At 42.3% G+C, this 20,123-nt stretch carries 17 protein-coding genes; 9 read left to right on the forward strand and 8 right to left on the reverse strand.

What is annotated here, in order from left to right; translation table 11 throughout:
* Positions 1–6 precede the first annotated feature (6 nt).
* The 3 genes from DRB05_RS03875 (at position 7) to DRB05_RS03885 (ending at position 2,967) form a co-directional block, all read left to right on the forward strand.
* Positions 7–255 (forward strand): hypothetical protein, encoded by a 249-nt coding sequence (locus tag DRB05_RS03875; protein ID WP_128725766.1) that lies wholly within the window; start codon positions 7–9, stop codon positions 253–255.
* 181 nt (positions 256–436) lie between these two features.
* On the forward strand, positions 437–1,375 hold the full coding sequence (locus DRB05_RS03880) for a hypothetical protein (RefSeq protein WP_128725767.1): 939 nt from the start codon (positions 437–439) through the stop codon (positions 1,373–1,375).
* Positions 1,376–1,377: 2 nt separating this feature from the next.
* A complete protein-coding gene (locus DRB05_RS03885) occupies positions 1,378–2,967 on the forward strand; it encodes a hypothetical protein (RefSeq protein ID WP_128725768.1) in 1,590 nt (529 codons plus the stop codon).
* Between the two features lie 357 nt (positions 2,968–3,324).
* On the opposite strand, the gene DRB05_RS03890 is transcribed toward DRB05_RS03885, so the two are convergent.
* Positions 3,325–5,508: an OsmC domain/YcaO domain-containing protein gene (locus tag DRB05_RS03890; RefSeq protein WP_128725769.1), complete on the reverse strand. Its 2,184-nt coding sequence runs from the start codon at positions 5,506–5,508 to the stop codon at positions 3,325–3,327.
* A gap of 280 nt (positions 5,509–5,788) precedes the next feature.
* Between DRB05_RS03890 and DRB05_RS03895 the strand changes: the two genes are divergently transcribed.
* Positions 5,789–6,697, forward strand: coding sequence for a phytanoyl-CoA dioxygenase family protein (locus tag DRB05_RS03895; RefSeq protein WP_128725770.1), 909 nt, complete (start codon positions 5,789–5,791; stop codon positions 6,695–6,697).
* Between the two features lie 218 nt (positions 6,698–6,915).
* Here the strand turns inward: DRB05_RS03895 and DRB05_RS03900 are convergent, their stop codons facing one another.
* From DRB05_RS03900 to DRB05_RS03920, 5 genes are all read right to left on the reverse strand, one after another.
* Positions 6,916–7,578 (reverse strand): hypothetical protein, encoded by a 663-nt coding sequence (locus tag DRB05_RS03900; RefSeq protein ID WP_128725771.1) that lies wholly within the window; start codon positions 7,576–7,578, stop codon positions 6,916–6,918.
* Positions 7,579–7,754: 176 nt separating this feature from the next.
* Positions 7,755–10,871: a CusA/CzcA family heavy metal efflux RND transporter gene (locus DRB05_RS03905; RefSeq protein WP_128725772.1), complete on the reverse strand. Its 3,117-nt coding sequence runs from the start codon at positions 10,869–10,871 to the stop codon at positions 7,755–7,757.
* Positions 10,872–10,883: 12 nt separating this feature from the next.
* On the reverse strand, positions 10,884–12,596 hold the full coding sequence (locus tag DRB05_RS03910; protein WP_128725773.1) for an efflux RND transporter periplasmic adaptor subunit: 1,713 nt from the start codon (positions 12,594–12,596) through the stop codon (positions 10,884–10,886).
* Positions 12,589–13,911 (reverse strand): TolC family protein, encoded by a 1,323-nt coding sequence (locus DRB05_RS03915; RefSeq protein WP_128725774.1) that lies wholly within the window; start codon positions 13,909–13,911, stop codon positions 12,589–12,591. The genes DRB05_RS03910 and DRB05_RS03915 overlap by 8 nt, the downstream gene beginning before the upstream one ends.
* Positions 13,911–14,384 (reverse strand): DUF411 domain-containing protein, encoded by a 474-nt coding sequence (locus DRB05_RS03920; RefSeq protein ID WP_128725775.1) that lies wholly within the window; start codon positions 14,382–14,384, stop codon positions 13,911–13,913. Before DRB05_RS03920 ends, DRB05_RS03915 begins: the two co-directional genes overlap by 1 nt.
* Before the next feature lie 267 nt (positions 14,385–14,651).
* On the opposite strand from DRB05_RS03920, the gene DRB05_RS22815 reads away from it, so the two are divergent.
* Together DRB05_RS22815 and DRB05_RS03930 are read left to right on the forward strand one after the other, a co-directional pair.
* Positions 14,652–14,792 (forward strand): hypothetical protein, encoded by a 141-nt coding sequence (locus DRB05_RS22815; RefSeq protein ID WP_205125715.1) that lies wholly within the window; start codon positions 14,652–14,654, stop codon positions 14,790–14,792.
* A 252-nt stretch (positions 14,793–15,044) separates the two neighbouring features.
* Positions 15,045–15,653: an outer membrane beta-barrel protein gene (locus tag DRB05_RS03930; RefSeq protein ID WP_128725776.1), complete on the forward strand. Its 609-nt coding sequence runs from the start codon at positions 15,045–15,047 to the stop codon at positions 15,651–15,653.
* Positions 15,654–15,666: 13 nt separating this feature from the next.
* Here DRB05_RS03930 and DRB05_RS03935 read toward each other — a convergent pair whose 3' ends face one another.
* Positions 15,667–16,587, reverse strand: a complete 921-nt coding sequence (locus tag DRB05_RS03935; RefSeq protein WP_128725777.1) for a LysR family transcriptional regulator — start codon at positions 16,585–16,587, stop codon at positions 15,667–15,669.
* Positions 16,588–16,703: 116 nt separating this feature from the next.
* On the opposite strand from DRB05_RS03935, the gene DRB05_RS03940 reads away from it, so the two are divergent.
* The gene (locus DRB05_RS03940) at positions 16,704–17,333 is read left to right on the forward strand and encodes a LysE family translocator (protein WP_128725778.1); all 630 of its coding nucleotides are present in this window, start codon (positions 16,704–16,706) and stop codon (positions 17,331–17,333) included.
* Between the two features lie 68 nt (positions 17,334–17,401).
* On the opposite strand, the gene DRB05_RS03945 is transcribed toward DRB05_RS03940, so the two are convergent.
* Entirely contained in the window at positions 17,402–18,436 is a 1,035-nt protein-coding gene (locus DRB05_RS03945; protein ID WP_128725779.1) for an MBL fold metallo-hydrolase, read from the reverse strand.
* A gap of 198 nt (positions 18,437–18,634) precedes the next feature.
* Here DRB05_RS03945 and DRB05_RS03950 point away from each other — a divergent pair, with 198 nt between their 5' ends.
* Complete coding sequence (locus DRB05_RS03950; protein ID WP_128725780.1) at positions 18,635–19,228, forward strand: TetR/AcrR family transcriptional regulator; 594 nt, start codon at positions 18,635–18,637, stop codon at positions 19,226–19,228.
* A gap of 140 nt (positions 19,229–19,368) precedes the next feature.
* On the forward strand, positions 19,369–20,079 hold the full coding sequence (locus tag DRB05_RS03955) for a DUF4336 domain-containing protein (protein WP_128725781.1): 711 nt from the start codon (positions 19,369–19,371) through the stop codon (positions 20,077–20,079).
* The last annotated feature ends 44 nt before the right edge of the window (positions 20,080–20,123 follow it).

Consider the following 20,123-nt stretch of genomic DNA (forward strand, 5'->3'; position numbering starts at 1 on the left):
TGAAAAATGAGTGATAATACAACACTACCAACTGGTTTAATCTCTTACATCTATAATGTAACTAACGATGAAGCTTTGAAGCAACGAGCGACCGATAACTTGGCCGAAGTGATGGCAGAGTTTGATTTAACAGAAGTTCAAAAACGCATTATTACTGAAATTTCTTTAGAAACTGGATTAACAGATGATCTGTGGGATCAACTATCAGCAGAACTAAGACCTGAAATTCAACACACTATCAAAACAATTTGGTAATACATAGGAGCAGCGGGTGATTTTTTTATCTTAATCAAGCGTGTATTTTTTGTAGTGAGTCCCTGTCAGTAATAAAAGTTGAGTTATTTATTTTTTAAATAGTCAATCTCTAATATTGTTGACATCATGCACAAAAAACAAACCAAAATTAAGTTAAATTGGCATTTCACCCGCATTCATCATGAAATATAGTAAAAGTGAGCTTTACAGCATTGCACTTGATAGTGAGGTTCAACATCTCAATAATACCGTATTAGAAAAGCTTCAGACAATTGTCAGTGAAATCCCTGAAAATATACACGCTATATGCTTTGAAAACAGAATTGATCAGTTTGAAGATCCTGTTGACTTTTTAGTATGTTATTATTGCTCTTCTCATAATTTAGATAGCGTTTCATCCTATATAAATCAAAAAACCCCAAATAAATACGCCCTAAGAATAAATGACTTTATAAATAATAGGAAGCAATCCCCTGCTTATAAACTAGTAAATTTAATATGGTTTAGTTTTGACTATGAAGAGGGTCGATATAGCACAGTTCCAACATTTTGTGTAAGTACACAACATTGTCATTTTTCTGACTTTAGCCTATTAAGCTCATTTATAATTAACACATCTGAGTTTTTAGCTCCTGAGTTTTTAAATAAAACAAAAGAGTTACTTCCTAGTTTAGAATGCACTAGGATAAACCACTTCAGTTTTACATTTGGCAGAAAGGCATTTAGAGCTAAATTCGTTTTTAAATTAGAAACCTTAAGACTTCCCAGTCTACTCAAAGATCTGGACTGGAAAGGAAACTTATATCTGCTGGAACAGTTATTAAATACTATCGTTCAAGTATCAGATGAAATACAAGTTGGGCTTTCCTATTCAACGGAGTTGTCAGAAAAGATTGAAATTGAATTACCTTGGATAACAAGCCTTGACGAAAATTATCTACAAGATAGCTTTTTGAGCTCGCTAAGAAAAATAACAGAAAAAGAATTAAGCACTAATTTAACTCCTTGGCTCAACCTGAAAGTACAAACTGGTTACTATATAAAAATAACCCTTACATCAGCATCTGAATTTAATATCAAGTCATATTTATATTCTTCACCTTATAAAAAAAGGAAATAATCATGAAAAGTGTAATAGCGAAGCTCTCTTTACTATTCGTAAGTACTGGTACTTTTGCTACTGAATACAGCATTTTTCCAGATTGGCTAGTCAAAGATGAATGCACATTAACAGAGCCATTTCCTTTTCCAAACGACTTGACTCAGCTAAAACCCTACCCACTTGACGCATACAATAAATTAGTGAAGTCGTGTGAAGAGTTAAAGCCCGTAAAGCCTAATGAATCGCAGAAGCTTGATTATTTGGATCACCGATACGCACTATTTTCATGGCTGAGCTTTACCGCACTAAACAGGCAATTGGACGAAAACTATAAGCTCACGCAAAATAATATAAAAGTGTGTGAAGCCGATTCAGGCGCCAACTGCCCGCTTCCACTTTGGATAAACTGGCGTGAAACCGAGACTATTTTCACAGCAGATGCAGCGCCTCCAAAAAACTGGGAAATATCCAAAAACTTCGCCATGATGCAGCCTTTATCTGCAGTGGAGCAAGTTGCGCCCAAAAATACACCGAAAAAACAGGCAATTTTAACTGACCAAAAAAACAACCCTGTATATTATCAGAAGTTTGTTAGTCCCTATGTATTCAATTTTATTACCAAAAATAAACTATATAGCATAGATGGCCAAATTGAATTCGCGAATAACCCAACTTATAGTTGGGCATGCAAAAGCCAGAGCGCGAGTAGCATGTGCATCAACATGAATACGATTGGCTTTTTAGCGTGTTCCAGTGGTTCCTCATTACCCACTTGTAACTTGTCACAAGACCTGACCAATTTTGACCCTAAGCCACCAGGCCTTGCTATCGAGATAAAAGTAGCGTGGAAAATACTCAATGAGTCTGATGATCCGAGTAAGTACATTCGCGCAACACTGCCCGTAAAACGCTACCACCAAATACAAAGTGGTGAAACAGGCTCATTTAAAGTCGAAGAACAAGAAGTTGGCGTAGTTGGATTTCACATAATGCAGAAAACCGGCACATCTAGTAATTGGATTTACGCAACCTTTTCACATCAGGATAATGTTTGGGGCAACTCTCCAACCTTTTTCGATAAGCAATGTCCAACATGCGCAATCAATCACCCAGTAGGAGGTACTAAGCCTACTCAAGTGGTTCGATTGGAACAAATATCACCGGTTGTTGAAAAAGTGAATCAGCATATTTCTAAGCTATTCAAACAAGAAAACGCTGTTCTGCAATATTACAAACTAATTGGTACGCAATATTCAACTAATAACAGCAGTAAGCCAATGACTGATATTAATGGCCAACCAAGTGATACAATTGAAACCAAGCTCACCAATTATTCAGGTGGATTGCCCCACCCTGTTTATCTAACTAATGAGGTGATTGAGACATTTTTACAACTAGGAAATCAGCCATTAGGTAAACAAGAAGCGCTTTATTATAAAAGCTCCTCTTGTATGAATTGTCATGCAGCAGGCGGGATCGCAACCGACTGTGATAAGAGTACTGGCAAACCAATATTTACACCACGTACAGCAGACTTCTCTTTTATATATCATGATGCTAAGGCACAGTTTAAGGCGCAAAACTGTATCAAAGAGGAGCAGTCTAATTAACCTGAGGTTAGCTGCCTAAGCTGATATGTATTTCTGTGAGCTGCAATGAACACTTGCAGCCTCAACCGCATAATACCAGTTGCATTAAGTAAATGATCTATCTTGAAGCGGGGAAATAGCTTTAGTAGCACCGCTCTCGCGTCCTGCTACCGCTAAGGTACCTATATCCATATAGGCAAGGCAAAAATTTTGCTATTTAGTTGTTCTAAATGAGAAATTTTTAACGAAGCTAATATGCTATTTCACCCTTCAAATTGATTAGAGAATTAATTCAATTGGTATAATGCTCACCAGCCCGTCAAACTATAAAGCAAGATAGCAGTCATGCTATCTTGCTTTTACTTCAAAAAGTAAAGATTAGCGCTGTGCTAACTTTCCTCTTGCTGTATGAAGCTTCTTGTAACTCTCAATAAGACGCAGGTGCTTGTCTAAACCTTCTAACTTCATGTTCGTAGGCGTTAAACCATAGAATTTCACATCGCCATTAATTGAACCGATAACCGCATCCATCACCTCTTTACCAAACATGCGAGTAAAGTTATGAATGTAATCTTCCATTTCTAACTCGTCATCCAATGCAATTTCGAGTGTGGCATGCATTGCTTGGTAGAATAAGCCACGCTCAACGGTGTTGTCGTTAAACTGCAAGAAGGTTTCTACTAGCTCAATGGCTGCTTCGATATCGCCAAGCGCTAGATAAATTAAAATTTTAAGCTCTAGAATAGTGAGCTGACCCCACACCGTATTTTCGTCAAATTCAACGCCGATAAGGGTGATAATGTCGATATAATTATCAAGCTGGCTGTCTTCTAAGCGCTCAACCAAGTTAGCTAATGCTTCGTCATCTAGTGAATGAATGTTAAGAATATCTTCGCGGTACTGCAGTGCTTTATTGGTATTATCCCAGATGAGATCTTCGGCTGAATATACTTCAGAAAATCCTGGGACTAAAATTCGGCAAGCGATCCCTAAATCTGTGAACTCCGCAATGTAGGCTTCTTTACCTAACGTCTCTAGAATGCCAAATAACTTATCGCACTCCTCTTCATTAGTGCCTGCAAAATCCCACTCAACAAAGTCGTAGTCATGCTTCGCACTAAAGAAGCGCCATGAGATCACGCCCGTTGAATCGATAAAGTGCTCAACAAAGTTCTCCGGCTCAGATACTGCCATGCTGTTAAACGTAGGTTTTGGTACATCGTTTAAGCCTTCAAAGCTACGTCCTTGTAACAGCTCGGTTAAGCTTCGCTCAAGCGCCACTTCAAAACTTGGATGCGCTCCAAAAGAGGCAAACACACCGCCTGTTTTAGGATTCATCAGGGTCACACACATTACAGGAAATTGACCGCCAAGAGACGCATCTTTAACCACGACTGGGAACCCTTGCTCCTCAAGTCCTTTGATCCCTTCAACAATACCTGGATATTTAGCAAGTACAGACTCTGGCACGTCAGGCAACACGATTTCTTGTTCGATAATTTGCTTTTTCACCGCACGTTCGAAGATCTCAGATAAACACTGCACTTTGGCTTCAAACAGGTTATTACCAGCACTCATCCCATTACTTAGGAATAAGTTTTCTATTAGATTTGATGGGAAATACACAGTTTCACCATCAGAATGACGAGTGTAAGGAATAGAGCAAATGCCGCGCGCTATATTACCTGAGTTTGTATCAACAAGGTGTGAACCACGTAATTCACTTTCTGGATCGTAAATTTCACGGGTGTAATCGTCTAAGATTTCGTTAGGCAGCGCATCATCAGCACCCGGTTTAAACCATTTCTCGTTCGGATAATGAACAAATTCAGCATTGGCAATTTCTTCACCAAAGAATTGGTCGTTATAAAAGAAGTTACAGTTTAAACGCTCAATAAACTCGCCGAGTGCTGAGCAAAGTGCACTCTCTTTGGTCGCCCCTTTACCATTAGTGAAACACATTGGCGAAGCAGCATCTCGAATATGTAGTGACCAGACGTGTGGCACAATATTACGCCATGACGCGACTTCAATCTTCATGCCTAAATCCGACAGGATCTTGGTCATATTTGCGATAGTCTGTTCCAGCGGCAAATCTTTACCCAGAATAAAAGTGCTGTCGCTTTCACTGGTATCAACCATCAGCATCGCCTGAGCGTCATCTTCAAGGCTCTCAACCGCCTCTACTTGAAATTCAGGTCCTGTTTGGATCACTTTTTTAACGGTACAGCGGTCAATTGAGCGCAGGATACCTTGGCGGTCTTTTTCAGAAATGCTTTCTGGTAACTCAACCTGAATTTTAAAAATTTGGTTATAGCGGTTTTCTGGATCAACAATGTTGTTTTGCGCTACGCGAATTCCATCAGTTGGAATATCACGCGCATTACAATACACCTTCACAAAGTAAGCTGCACAAAGCGCTGAAGACGCTAAAAAATAGTCGAATGGGCTTGGTGCTGAACCATCGCCTTTGTAGCGAATTGGCTGATCCGCAATGACAGAAAAGTCGTCAAATCTGGCATCAATTCTGAGATTGTCGAGGTAATTTACTTTGATTTCCATTGGAAGGTTCCGGTGTGTTGCAAACGAAAACGCTAATTGTACTTGAGGATGGGTGACCACGCCAATGGAAGTTTCTCTTTCAACTTTTTGACATAGAATAAATAAACTGGGTTCAATGTGATGTAACTTCCTGTAATTGCTCTACACTTTATTTTGCGACATGATGAATTACTTTGCATCGACTCCATTTTTGACTAGTACTTGATCGGATTGAAAAATACACACTGCAAACCAAAATTCTGAATTAAGGCAAGCAATGCATTGACTAGGACGTGCGCTCATGAAGATAGTAAACAAAAGTAAACTCGATTTTTACGCTAATAACGGCTTTGTGTTATTTGAACAAACTTTACCCAACGTTCTACTAGAAAAGCTTAAACGTCTATCTAATACTCTAGAGAATAAAGCAATACAAGCGCAGCAAGAAGGAAAAATCGCGACTCAATATCATCTATCAAACGAATCTGGTGAGCCGAAGCTATTTCGTTATAATGATTTGCTTTTTGAAGCGCCCGAGTTAATTGTCGAATTGCTCGCCACGCCTGCAATGATTGAGATCAGCGAAGGTATTTGCGGTCTCGGCTGTGTGCCAATGCAGTGCGATTTAGTCTACAAATATCCACATCCTCACCCACACATAGCTTGGCATCAAGGAGCACCTCATCCACGTAATTATGCTTATTTAAACGTAGGAATTTATCTAGATGATGCCGATATCGACGATGGTTGCTTACGCTATCTACCTGATTCACAACACGAGCTTGTAGACATTTATTCACTTTCTAGCGAATATGGCTGGAATATTCCGGGCGTCTTGCAGCAACCTGCTAAAGCTGGAGATATTCTCGTTCAGGATATGATGATTTTGCATAGCTCTGAACCTAAACGCAGTGATGGTCCGAGAAGAACAATCTACGTAGAACTTAGACCACTTGCCGGTATTGAAGAGAGCCAAAAACAAAGCCCTGAGTGGGCTGAGTTAAGGAAACAATGGATGGCTCACATCATTCAAGCAGCAAACCCAGAAGATGTGCCACAGAAATGGGCTGAGTTTTACGGTGAGCCCAACTGTGATTTAAAAACTCTTGTTTCACAAATCGAGCAAAAATGGGAACCACCTATCCCTGCGGTTTGGTCCAACCAAAATGTTGAGCACCCAGATTATCCTACACCAGCTGATCTTCGCTGATCTCACACCAGTCATTCGCTAGCTACTGCAGCGAATGACTGGGTAATTATAACAACCTTGACCTCTAGTCCTTGAAACACGCTATAAACCCAAAAGCCACGATTTACTTCATGTCATAAAACACTTCTTAGAACATTAAGCGGTTCATTGTTGTCCATTGAGCTTATTTTAAATTTACCGCAAAATCACGGGCCCTTATTGTTCGACATACAAGTCAACTATAAAACCGAAAGCAGATCTCGCTGACTAACCTTGCCAAGCTTAAGCTGTTCATACGAATCATAAATCGCCCTTTTACTATCTTGTAGTCGCTCAGTAATATCTTCACCTTCAAGCAACGCCGCTTGAGCGGCTTTTAGCCTATCTTGTGTATCAGCTATGATTGCTGTTAATTTGGCTTTGTCTGATCTGATCAACATACTGTCCTGCTCGACTTTTTGCTCAAGCATAGTTAACAACTCTGAACGCACAGAAACGGTTTTATACTCATTAAAGTCTAATCCCAAATGATTAAATAACAACGCTTGGTTCATTTCCTCAGGTGCAATTTCCACTTCAATTGGCATCTCAACAATGTTTGTCATCATTTCACGATACATCTCGATGTTATATTCACGACTGCCTCTCTTGTGACTCGAACTCACCAATGATTCATGGGCTATTTCTTCAGCCTTGTCAAAATGTTTGGCAAGGTAAGTCGATTGAGTGTTATTCGGCGCTTTCTCTTGAATGGCTTTTGCGGCTTCCATAAATGACTGAGTTCCTGAATTTTTTGTCGCCGAATTAGAAATGTCTTGGTCACTCACAGCATTATTGTTCGTGCCACCGTAGAGATCGCTCGAACCGTACATTTGTTTATAAGAAGAATTTTGAATGAACATACCCGCTCCTTGTTGCATTAGCTGCTCTGATACAGCAATAAGTGCGCCAAGCAAGTCTGATTGAGAACGACGGGGTCTTAAACGCTTTTTGGTTGTAATTGCGTTTTTTCAAACCAAAGTTTGCCGTTCAAGCGCTTAATATTACTGCGCTTGAGGCAAACTTTTTCCGCTATCGATTAATTATTAACGTTTTCACGCCAACGGATCATCAACATATATACTACGGGTAACACCACTAAGGTAAGTAATAGCGCGCTTGCCATACCGCCCACCATAGGCGCGGCTATGCGGCTCATCACCTCAGAACCTGTGCCCGAGCCATAAAGGATTGGCAACAACCCAATAACAATCGTTGCCACCGTCATCATGACTGGACGAATACGCTTGCCCGCGCCTTCTAAAATGGCATTGTTAATGGCCTCAACAGTCAATGTTTGCGGTTTACCTTTAAGCTCACTAATGGCTTGGTTGAGATACACGAGCATGATCACACCTATTTCAACAGCAACACCTGCAAGCGCTATAAAACCAACGCCTACCGCGACCGAAAAGTTAAACCCCTCAAGGTATAGTAACCACAGTCCACCAATCATCGCCATAGGTAACGTCGCCATGATAATTGCCACTTCGCTAAAGCTTCTAAAGTTCAAATAGAGTAAAACAATAATGATCCCAAGCGTAAGCGGCACCACATAAGTCAATTTAGCTTTAGCACGCTCCATATACTCGTATTGACCAGCCCAACTGATGGAATAACCTGCAGGTAACTCCAGCTGCTCACTCAGCACTTGTTTAGCGGTAGCCACATAACTGCCAACATCAACTCCGTCTAAATCGATAAACGTCCAACCATTAATGCGAGCGTTCTCGCTTTTAATGCCCGGTGGCCCGTTTTCAATATAGATAGTTGCCACATCACCTAGGGCAATATTTAATCCCTCGGCGGTGACTATAGGAAGCTTCCGCAGCGCTTCGGGAGAATCGCGTAAGTCTTGCGGGTAGCGCAAACTAACCGGATAGCGCTCTTGTCCTTCAATGGTTTGCGTGACGTCCATTCCACCAATTGCAGTTGCGACCACTTGCTGGACATCAGCAATATTGAGCCCAAATCGCGCGGCTTTATCACGTTGAATATCGACCTTAATATAGCGCCCCCCAGCTACCCGCTCTGAATAGACCGAAGCTGTACCCTCTACCTGACTCAGAATACGTTCAAGATCTTGACCAATCTTTTGGATAGTATCTAAATCTGGACCTGCGACTTTAATTCCAACAGGCGTTTTAATCCCCGTCGCGAGCATATCAATACGCGTTTTGATGGGCATCACCCAAGCGTTGGTTAAGCCCGGAAACTGCACTAGCTTATCGAGCTCTGCTTTGAGCTTTTCAGTGGTCATTCCCTCACGCCACTGATCTTTAGGTTTTAATTGAATAAAGGTCTCAATCATCGTCAACGGGGCAGGATCGGTTGCCGTTTCCGCGCGACCGATTTTACCAAAGACATTTTTTACCTCAGGCACCGTCGCTATCAACTTGTCGGTTTGCTGTAAGATTTCTCTGGCTTTACCAATCGAAATACTTGGATATGTAGTCGGCATATACATCAAATCCCCTTCATCCAAAGGCGGAATAAACTCACTGCCGATTTTATCCATTGGATAAAAGCCAACGACTGTAATAACTGCAGCGGCTAACAACGTCAGCTTGGGAAAGTGTAATACTTGTTTCAACAAGGGCGTATACGCGCCAACCAACATTCGATTGATTGGGTTTTTATGCTCGGGCACAACTTTACCGCGAATAAAGTACCCCATCAGCACCGGAATAAGTGTAATAGCAAGTCCCGCAGATGCGGCCATCGCATACGTTTTAGTGTATGCCAGTGGTGCAAACATGCGCCCTTCCTGCGCCTCAAGAATAAACACAGGTAAGAAGCTTACGGTAATAATCAACAAACTAAAGAACAGTGCAGGACCAACCTCAGAAGCCGACTTAGCGACGATTTCCCAGCGGTTTTCATCATTGAGTGGCGTTCTTTCCATGTGTTTGTGCATGTTTTCAATCATCACGATTGCACCGTCGGTCATCGCCCCAATAGCTATGGCTATGCCACCAAGGGACATGATATTTGCATTCACCCCTTGAAAATACATCACGATAAAAGCAACCAAAATGCCAAGTGGCAAAGTGATCACGGCAACCACGGAAGAGCGAATATGAAATAAGAACACCACACACACTAAGGCCACCACCACCAGCTCTTCGAGCAGTTTAGACCAAAGATTATCAATGGCTTTGGTGATAAGCTCGGAGCGATCGTAAACCGTCACCACTTCCACCCCTTCAGGTAAGCCTTGTTGTAGCTCAGCAAGTTTTTGCTTTACGCCGTCGATGGTTTTTTGCGCGTTTTCTCCAAAGCGCATGACTACAATACCGCCAACAACTTCTCCTTCGCCGTTAAGCTCGGCAATGCCACGACGCATTTGCGGTCCAATATTGACAGACGCAACATCTGCTATCGTTAATGGTGTGCCTTTGACAGCTTGCCCAAGTGGTATAGCCTCAATATCTTTAACGCTTTGAATATATCCCGTACTTGTCACCATATATTCAGCTTCAGCCATCTCAATCACAGAAGCGCCCGATTCTTGGTTACCGAGTTGCAACGCCTGCTGCACATGCGTAAGCGGAATACCGTAAGCGCGCAGTTTATTGGGATCAACCTGTACTTGATACTGTTTCACCATACCGCCAATCGGCGCGACTTCTGACACACCGGCAACCGATTGCAACTCAAACTTTAAAAACCAATCTTGTAGGCTGCGTAGTTGGCTAATATCGTGTTTACCGGTTTTATCAACTAATGCATAAAGATACACCCAACCCACCCCTGTGGCATCAGGCCCCAGCTGCGGTTTTGCTGCATCAGGTAATTGTGGTGCAACTTGACTTAGATACTCGAGCACCCGACTGCGCGCCCAGTAAAGATCCGTTTTATCGTCAAAAATAACGTAAACATAGGAATCCCCAAAGAAGGAATAACCACGTACGGTTTTTGCGCCTGGGACGGAAAGCATTGCAGTGGTCAGCGGAAATGTCACCTGATCTTGAACCACTTGTGGTGCCTGTCCTGGATAAGGTGTTTTGACAATAACTTGTACATCAGACAAATCCGGAATGGCGTCGACAGGTGTGTTTTTAAGGGTAAATAGCCCAGCCCCCACCAGCATCAGTGTCAGCAGTACCACAAAAAAACGGTTGTATACTGACCAGCGAATTATTGCTTGGATCATTGTAAACGCTCCTTAGTGGCCAGAGTGCATATTCATCGACATCTCACCTGCAGGTTTGATATCAGTCACCACAAATTCGTCACCCACTTCAAAGGTGAAAGTCACCTTCATTCCTGTCATAAGCTGGCTTAAATCAATGTGCTCAGCTGCAACAAAGTCCATTGTTGTTGCAGGGCGGTCCCATTTTTCAATGGCGTCGCGAGAAATATTAAGCACTCGGGTGTCAGGGTTGATGGCGTTTATCACACCGCCCACTGTTGCTGTAGGCAGTATATTTTCACGCATAATGTGAATACCTGTCAGTAATACGCTGCCATCATCTTGTTTTGTCGCTTCAAAGTGCAAAACCTGTCCCGCATTTAGTGCGTCAATATCAACACTTTCAGCCACTGTAAAATCCATCACCATTTCAGGCCATTCCCACTCGGGTACGGGTTGATGATCAATATTCACCACTCGGCTTTGGTCGTTCACGCTTTGAATTTCTCCTTCAATCCAAACGGACTTAGCTTCTGCAACTGGCGCCATACGCATAAAGTCAGAGGTAATACTCGATTGAGAATCAATAAGGAAATGGGCTGACGTAACTATCTTGTCTCCTTCGTTAAGGCCATTGAGGATTTCAATGTTTTCATCCCCAATTTGACCCAGTTCAACGGCAACCGATTTAAAGCTACCGGGTGCAACTTCAACGACAACACGATTTTGTTTGGCAGTGCGGATCACTGACTCACTCGGCACTTGAAGTACATCGTCACGAGAGTCGGCTTGAATGTTCACTTGCGCAAACATATTTGGCTTTAATAGCGCATCACTGTTGTCAAATCTAAGCCTTACTCTGAGTGTGCGTGTTTTTTCATTGAGTGAGGGATAGACGTAATCGACTTGCCCACGCCACGTTCTGCCGGGTAAAAAGTCTAATCTCATGGAAACGGCTTGTCCCTGAGCGACCAACATAGCATCACGTTCAAATACGTCAGCTTCGACCCAAATCTCGTCAAGTTTGGCGATACTCATGAGGGTTGTGCCTGGCTTTACGTAAAACCCTTCTCGGATCTGGAGTCCATCCAACACCCCAGATTGACGTGCATAAAAGGTAATGCTTTGGTGCACTTCAGCCGTTTTTTTCAGCGTATTGATAAAGTCATCGCTCAGGTGTAATGCCTTGAGCCGTTCGTGCGCTGCGTTGATGAGCGCCTGATTATTACGCTTTCTAGCAATAAGGTATTCTTCTTGCGCATTGACCAGTTGCGGCGAATACAAGGTATACAGAGGTTCGCCTTGCTTGACCGGTTCACCTGCTGCTTTCACGTAGAGCTTTTCAATCCAACCCTCAACGCGAGGGTGAATGTGAACTAAGCTATCTTCGTTGTACTGAACATACCCAACAGTGCGGATTTGGTGAGACATCGCTTGACGCATAGCCACCGCGGTACGAACGCCCAAGTTGTTTTCAACGTGAGGCGCTATCTCCACAACCCCCTCACCAAATTTTGCATTCGCAGACTCTTCTTCGTACACAGGTACAAGGTCCATTCCCATAGGAGACTTACCTGGCTTATCACGACGATAGTTCGGATCCATAGGCGCAACCCAATAAAGTGGTGCTTTCTCAGTGCTTGGCGCTACCGCAGGCTCGTTACTTGAAGAGAAATTTATCCCAACTAGCACGCCGACCGTTAATGTCGTGACGGCAACAAGCGTCATTTTTAAGTTATTATTCATAGCTTGCATCCTCTTCAATTTGAGCCAAATAATAGTTACTGCGTACTACCGCTTTTAACAATGCAATATCAATAGAAAGCGCTGATAACTGGGCATTCAGTTTCGCAATGCGTGCCCTCACTACCTCGGAAAAGTCGCCATCATCATTGGTATAAGCGGTCAATGCAGCTTCGGCCTGTTCAGCGCTTTGTGCCACAATTGATTTTGCGTATAGCGATTGCCTCTCTTGCAATCTTTGGATAGTTTGAATTTCACCATTTAAGTTTGAAAACAGCCGCTTTAACACAAGTAATCGGTCGGTTTTACTCGCCTCAACTTGTGCAGTCGCTGCCGCTTTTTGCTGATCTTGTTTTCCATCTGTGAATAACGGAACGTCGAATGATACACCAACGCTAAAAAAGTCAGTGCGAGACATCTGATCCGGAGCATCATCCCGATATGCATAACTTGCGTTGACGGAAAACTGTGGTTTATATGCCTGCTCAGCTAACTTAACCCCTTGATTGGCACGGTATATATCAACGTCGGCTGCAACAACCAACGGGTGATGAGTCAAATGTTGTACTACAGCTTGGCTATCAACTGGGCGTTGCTGCATCAACTTTGGCGCAATTGAGCGGATCAACGGCAGTGTCACTTCATTTTGGTCAAGGACACTCAGTGCATTTGAATTAGTGAATGCATCATTTAATAGCCATTGCGAAAGCTTTGCCTTAGCGGTGTTAAGCTGCTGATAAGCCGCGGAACGCTTATCGTCTAATTGCATCACCTCAAGCTGAGCACGGATCACATCTTGCTGGCGTGTTGCACCCAGCGCATTGGAGTAGCTAGCATTGGCTATTTCTACCATTTGGTCAAACAACACACTATCGCGTTCAATCAGCTCTAACGTCTTTTTGGCTTGTACAATATCAAGCCAAACCTGAGAAACGTCACGGCGCACTTGCGCTTTTCTATCCGCTTGTAAAATCGGTTGCTTTTTAGCGTCAAGTGCCAATTGCTGGCTCTTAATTTCGAGGCTATCTCCTCGCGGCAACATCTGCATCACGCCAACTTTAAGCTGAGTCATCCCCTCTTGATTAAACTCCCAACTATCAACAGGCAGATTCATCATACCGATGGACACCTGAGGATCAGGATAGCTTAGCGCTTCGCGGCTCATAGATTGCATCGCAGAACGCTTGTATTGGCTAGATTTAAGCCAAGGATCGTTGCTGATGGCGACATCTATAGCTTGCTCTAACGTTGCAATATTGGCCTGTGCTATCTGTGGCAGTATCAGAGTTGCGATAAACAGGGAAACTTTGATTGTCATTAGAATTGCTCCTCATAATTGTCGATTTCAGCAAAAACCTCATAGCTCCCATCTTTTTTGAGTAGCAATACTTGATAAGGCATAAAACGCTCGCCAACCTCCATACCCGGCGATCCAAGTGGCATTGCCGGCACACTCAAGCCGATATTTTGCTTATCTTGAGTTAACGTCTCGTTTTGCAAAAACTGTTTAATAAACTTGGCAGGAACATGCCCTTCAAAAATAAAACCATTTTTAGAAACCCCAGTGTGACAAGATTGATAATTTTGCTTAATACCAAACTTACTCTTAAGTGAGCCAAGATAATTTAAGTCGGTGGCTTTGTGCGCAATACCTTGTGCGGTTAAATGGTTTAACCACAGCTCACAACAGCCACAGGTTGGGGATTTAAAGACTTCCAATTTTATACCGGATTTACCGTATGCCATGGCGCTCATTAGCCATAGCGTCACCACTAAATAAAACTTTCTCATGCTAACCTCGCATGTAATACCAATTGAATTACTGCAGCTGGTATCAATCAATTCGTTGAAAATCACGTCAAAATAGACGATTAATCGTACAAAATCTTAAAATTAAGGCAGATCTGCCCTGAGGTTAAGCAAGTATTGGGGGTTTATAAAGAGAACGAGGGTAGTCACTAAGCTGACCGCTTATGAAACTCAATTTATCATTATTCAGTACAATAGGCGCTATCCATTCTCTTGGAGAAAACGCTGCAAGATTTGTGGAGCACATATGTGTGGGGCAAGTACAATCGCTGCATTGTGCTGCGCTCTGAGGGTCACAACAATCCATCTCCATCACCATTTCATGATGATGAGGCTCTGCCGATTGCACGCTACTTTGAAGCATTTGATGACTTGTTTCATGACTGGTAGCACCATGCATTTCACATCCAACCATAGAGGCAGCCTCGTTTTGACCACTAAGTGTAGCCACCACGAGCAATGTGATAAGTAAACGTAAGAATACTTGCAAAGTACTTTCCAAATCAAACAGACGGCTAAATAATAAAAACCTAGCCCAAAAAATGCAAGTAAATCATCCCTACCTCGTTATTATTTTCTTTCATCATTGGTATACTTGGTTTCAGATCTAAAAAATTATTCCAACTCAAGGATATAGACTTTATGAAATCAGCTTCATTAGCGACTATCTTGGCGTTAGTTGTTTCTAGCAACGTCAGTGCCGCAGATTACGGAGATTTTGGTGTTTCAATATACGGTGGTAAAACGTACAGTAATGATATCGAAACTTCTCGCCACCAGACATACGAATTGGAAGATGACTCGCATTTGGGAGTAAGTGTAGACAAGTACATATCCAAAGGTCGTTATGGATTTTACTATGGTAAAACAGAGACTCAGCTTACTGCGTACCCACTAAATAAAGTGGAAATGGAATACCTACTATTTCAAAGCGCGGCAGTACGACCGCTCACAGACAATTTAGATATATACCTAGGTGCACAGCTTGGTGCAACTTTTGTTAATCCTAATTTTATCGACTCAGACACTTTCTTCGCTACTGGTTTATACACTGGTCTTGAATATAATATCGGTGCTGGATTCCACCTGGGTACCGAAGTGCGTTGGATTGTAAGCTTTCTAAGCAATGATTCAAAAGTTACTTGTGATATTGACCCTGCGACTCAAAATACATGCAGCTGGCACTTCGATGATGAACAGTTGAGACAAGTTCAAGCAAGTGCCACATTGAGTTATCGGTTTTCACTCTAGCTAACAGAGACTATTAATAACAAGTCGTAGTGAGTCGCTGTACAATAAAATCAGCAAAAACACTCACCTTTGCAGGAATATGGCGAGTCGATGGATATAGCATCCACAGCTCGCCTGAATAATTTGTCTCGAAATCCCACTCAGGCAATACCTGTATCAACTCACCTGATGCTAAAGCATCTTTAGCGACAAATACAGGCAAGCTTGTGATCCCAAGCCCTTGCAGCGCAGCATCTAGCCTCACTCGAGTATGATTTGCTTTATAGCGCCCGCTAACTGGGGTGGTGTGTTTTTGTGTGCCTTTTCTGAATTGCCACTTAGCATCGGCATCCGTTTCTCCCAACGCAATACAGCTATGTTGTACTAATTCTTTGGGGTGGGTAGGAGCAAAATGAGCTGCAAGGTATTCTGGGGACGCCGCCAATATATGGTTTATTTTCATCACGCTTCGGCCTATCAAGCCTTGCGGTGGTTCGTTAGTAATTTTAAATAGAATGTCTATTTCATCTCGGATCAGGTCCAGTGCGTTATCATCTAACACCAAATGAACATCAATATTTGGAAATTCGCTTAAAAACACCATCACATTTGGATGTATTAGCGTATGTGCGACCGCTTTTGGCGCTGCGATTTTAACGACTCCTTGTGCAGTCTGATGATGACTTTCACAGAGCGAGATAACGTCTTTAGCGGCTTGTTCCAGCTGAGTACAGCGTTCATACACCGCTCTTCCTGTTTCACTCAGTCTTAAGCTGCGTGTGGTGCGCTGAAGTAAGCACACCCCCAATTGCTGTTCAAGGTGTTTTATGGCACGGCTCACCGATGACGGCGAGACACCTAACTGCCTAGCGCTCTCAGAAAAACTGCCAATATTGACAACCGAAACAAAAATCGACATTTCTTGCAGTAGTTCAATATGTTTACTGGTTGTCATAGCACTCCCATTTGTGCGCTCCACGCAAAAGTTATTTCCATTTTTAGATTATTATCTTCTCATGTGAATAGAAATACAATGCTCTTAACTATTCAACATAATATTGGGAGCGGAATATGGTGCAGTATTGGCCAGAGTTTTTATCATTAGCCATCATTCATTTTGTCGCAGTGATCTTGCCGGGCCCCGACTTTGTTATTACAGTCAGGCAGAGCCTGAAATACGGCAGACTACACGGCGCAATAACAGCCTTGGGGATTGGCACTGGGCTTAGTGTTCATATCTTATATACCTTACTTGGTGTTGGGGCACTGATGCAGGCCTCACCTTGGGTTTTACAAATAGCTAAATTAATTGGCGCTGCATATCTTATATACATCGCCATTCAATTGCTTAAAAGTGCAGGAACGATTCAACTAGAGGCAGCAAATACTCAAGTTAAAGTAAGTTCACAATCACTCAAAAAAGCGTTCGGCCTAGGCTTTTTAACAAATGCAACCAATCCAAAAGCAACTTTATTTTTCTTAGCCGTGGTAACTAATGTAATCAGTCAAGGAACTCCGCTACATGTTCAACTTTTTTACGGCGCTTGGATGTGCAGCGTGAATGCCTTGTGGTTTATCTGTGTCAGTTTATTATTTTCAGCTCCGCCTTCTCGTGCTTGGTTCATAAACAAAATGAACCTAGTTGAAAAGGCACTTGCTGTTTTGCTTATGGCCTTTTCATTAAGAATGTTGATTGCTTAACACCAGAATACTGAATAAGGGTGTATGCCTAATACGGTAGCCCTTATTCAATTACTACGATACCAATATTAAGGCACTAGCGTTTCCCACCAGCTGTGGCTTGGTAGCGTTTCTGAAAGTGTCAACACTTCACCTACAACAGGCGTTACCAACGTCACTTGATTTTGCTCAGCTGCAACTTTGACTCTAACGAGCGGGTCGAACCAAGAGTGAAAAGCTAAGTCAAAAGTACCATTATGAATGGGGATCATATGCGTTCCTCGTAAATCTATATGGGCCTGTACGCTTTGCTCTGGCGTCATGTGTATATCAGACCAATCTTTATCATAGGCGCCGGTTTCCACGAGCGTCAGATCAAATGGACCAAGTCTTTCACCTATTTCCTTAAATCCAGCAAAATAACCAGAGTCTCCACTAAAAAAGATATTTTTGTCTGCTGTGCGAATAGCCCACGCTCCCCAAAGGGTTTTATTTGCATCTCCAAGTCCACGTCCAGAAAAGTGTTGAGTAGGTGTAAAGGTGAGTGTTAACTCAGCGGTTTCTTCAAACTGCCACCAGTCAAACTGCTTTATTTTCTCGGCGGGAACTCCCCACTTTTGCAAATCACCTTCTACGCCCAAAGGGACATAAAATACCCCCACTCTATCTGCTAGTCGCTTTACACTTTCCTTATCTAGGTGGTCGTAATGGTTATGTGAAATCAACACCTTATCAATTTTAGGTAATGACTCAATGGTAATGGGTGGCTGATGAAAACGCTTTGGACCAATAAATGAAAAAGGTGATGCTCGTTCAGCAAAAACAGGGTCAATCAACAGATACTGCCCTTGCGCTTTTACTAGTACCGATGAATGTCCAAGCTTGATGACATGAGTTTGCGTTTCAGAAAGCGCCTTCAAATTCGCCTCGGTGAGCGCAGCCACTGGCATGTTAACCTTCGGCACCGCATTGACTTTCTGTTCGGTAAAAAAGCGCCAGAAAATTTCCAGTGTCTTACCTAAACTCGCTTTATTCGTTTCGTGAATATTATGAAACTTACCATTACTAAACTGAGTCGATGAATACCCACTTTGGTTTACCGCAGCATTTAAACTAGAAGCCATAATTCCTCCTCCCCCTATCAACAAGACTACAATCAATCCAAACCATATTCGTTTTTTCATATCACCACCAAAAGGTAAACTACACAGTGTAGTCTACACACCAAAAATAAAAAGTAAACTAAGTAGTGTAATATATTCTAGGTTTGCTAGAATGTGGGATATCAACATTTAGATATTCCCTTGTATGTAATAGAAAAAATGAAACAATCAGAGAGAAAAAGGCTGCAAATTCTGGAGGCTGCCCAGCAGTTATTTGCTCAAAATGGCGCTCAAAATACCAGTATGGATCTTATCGCAAAGCACGCAGAAGTGTCTAAACGAACTATCTATAATCACTTTGAGACTAAGGAGTTGCTGCTGTATAGTGTACTTGAACACATGCTGCTTCAAGTTGACCAAGGTGATATTTATCAATATCGATCTGATATCCCTGTTGCAAACCAATTACAAGAAATCGCTTCGCGGGAAGTCAGACTCCTCACCTCAGAACCATTTATCAAAGTAGCACGCGTGGCATTTATCGAATTATTACAAGACCCTACGTTGGCGGCACATTTCAATAATAGTAAAGTTGGCTGTATGCGTTATCTAGAAAAGTTTTTAGCCGATGCCGTTGCTAATAATGCACTTTGTATCGAACATAAAGCTTTCGCAGCACAACAGTTTTTATATCAACTTAAGTCTTTCATTTTTTATCCACGGCTATATGGGTTTGACCTCACAAACTTGGAAAAACCTGATTTTGTTGTAGAGCAAAGCGTTGCACTCTTTATGGCGAGATATGGGGCTTAACCTTACGTCCAAAAGCATTGATATAATAGGCCAACGCAATTAAGCAAATATATCTCATCCAAGCTTGTAGTTGATTATATTTCAAACAAAAAATTTCCCTGATATAGTTACATTAATTCTAAAGTGAGTAAGGAAATCAGATGAGCGAATTAATTTCTATTGGTCATAACATTTGGATCTACAACGGCCCAGCCGTACCATTTTTTGGTATGCCGTACACCACTCGAAGTACCATAATCAAGCTTTCTTCTGGCGAATTGTGGGTCCACTCTCCCGGAAAACTAACGGATGGACTGCTTTGTGAATTAACTCAACTTGGCGAAGTAAAATATCTAATTTCTCCAAATAAACTACACCATCTATTTATGGGTGATTGGCAGGAAAAGTTCCCAACGGCGACTCTGTTTGCTTCTCCAGGTGTCGACAAAAAACGCCCCGATCTTAAGTTTCATCGCCAGCTGGGCGACACTGCCGAGCCAGAGTGGCAAAATGATATTGACCAGCTGATCTTTAAAGGTAGCGCGGTAATGGAAGAAGTCGTTTTCTTCCATAAAAAAACTAGTACGTTAATTTTGACGGATTTGATTGAGAACTTTCATCCAAACCACTTCTCTGGATTTAAAAAGGTACTTGCGAAAATCACGGGGGTGATTAGCCCCAATGGTAAAACCCCAATAGACTGGCGAGCTTCATTTATATTCGGAAAGCAGCAGGCCCGAGCCTGTTTTTCAAAGATGGCTGATTGGCAACCTCAATATATTGTTATTGCTCATGGTGAATGCATTGAAAAGGCTGCTGAGGCGTTTTTACATCGCTCATTTTCTTGGCTGGGTATCAATAAAGCCGCGTAAGGTGTAGTACAAAATAACAAAATATAAAAAGCGCTGTTATTTCA

The organism is Pseudoalteromonas sp. A757 (genome assembly GCF_004103285.1).
GTDB classification, from domain to species: Bacteria; Pseudomonadota; Gammaproteobacteria; order Enterobacterales; family Alteromonadaceae; genus Pseudoalteromonas; species Pseudoalteromonas galatheae.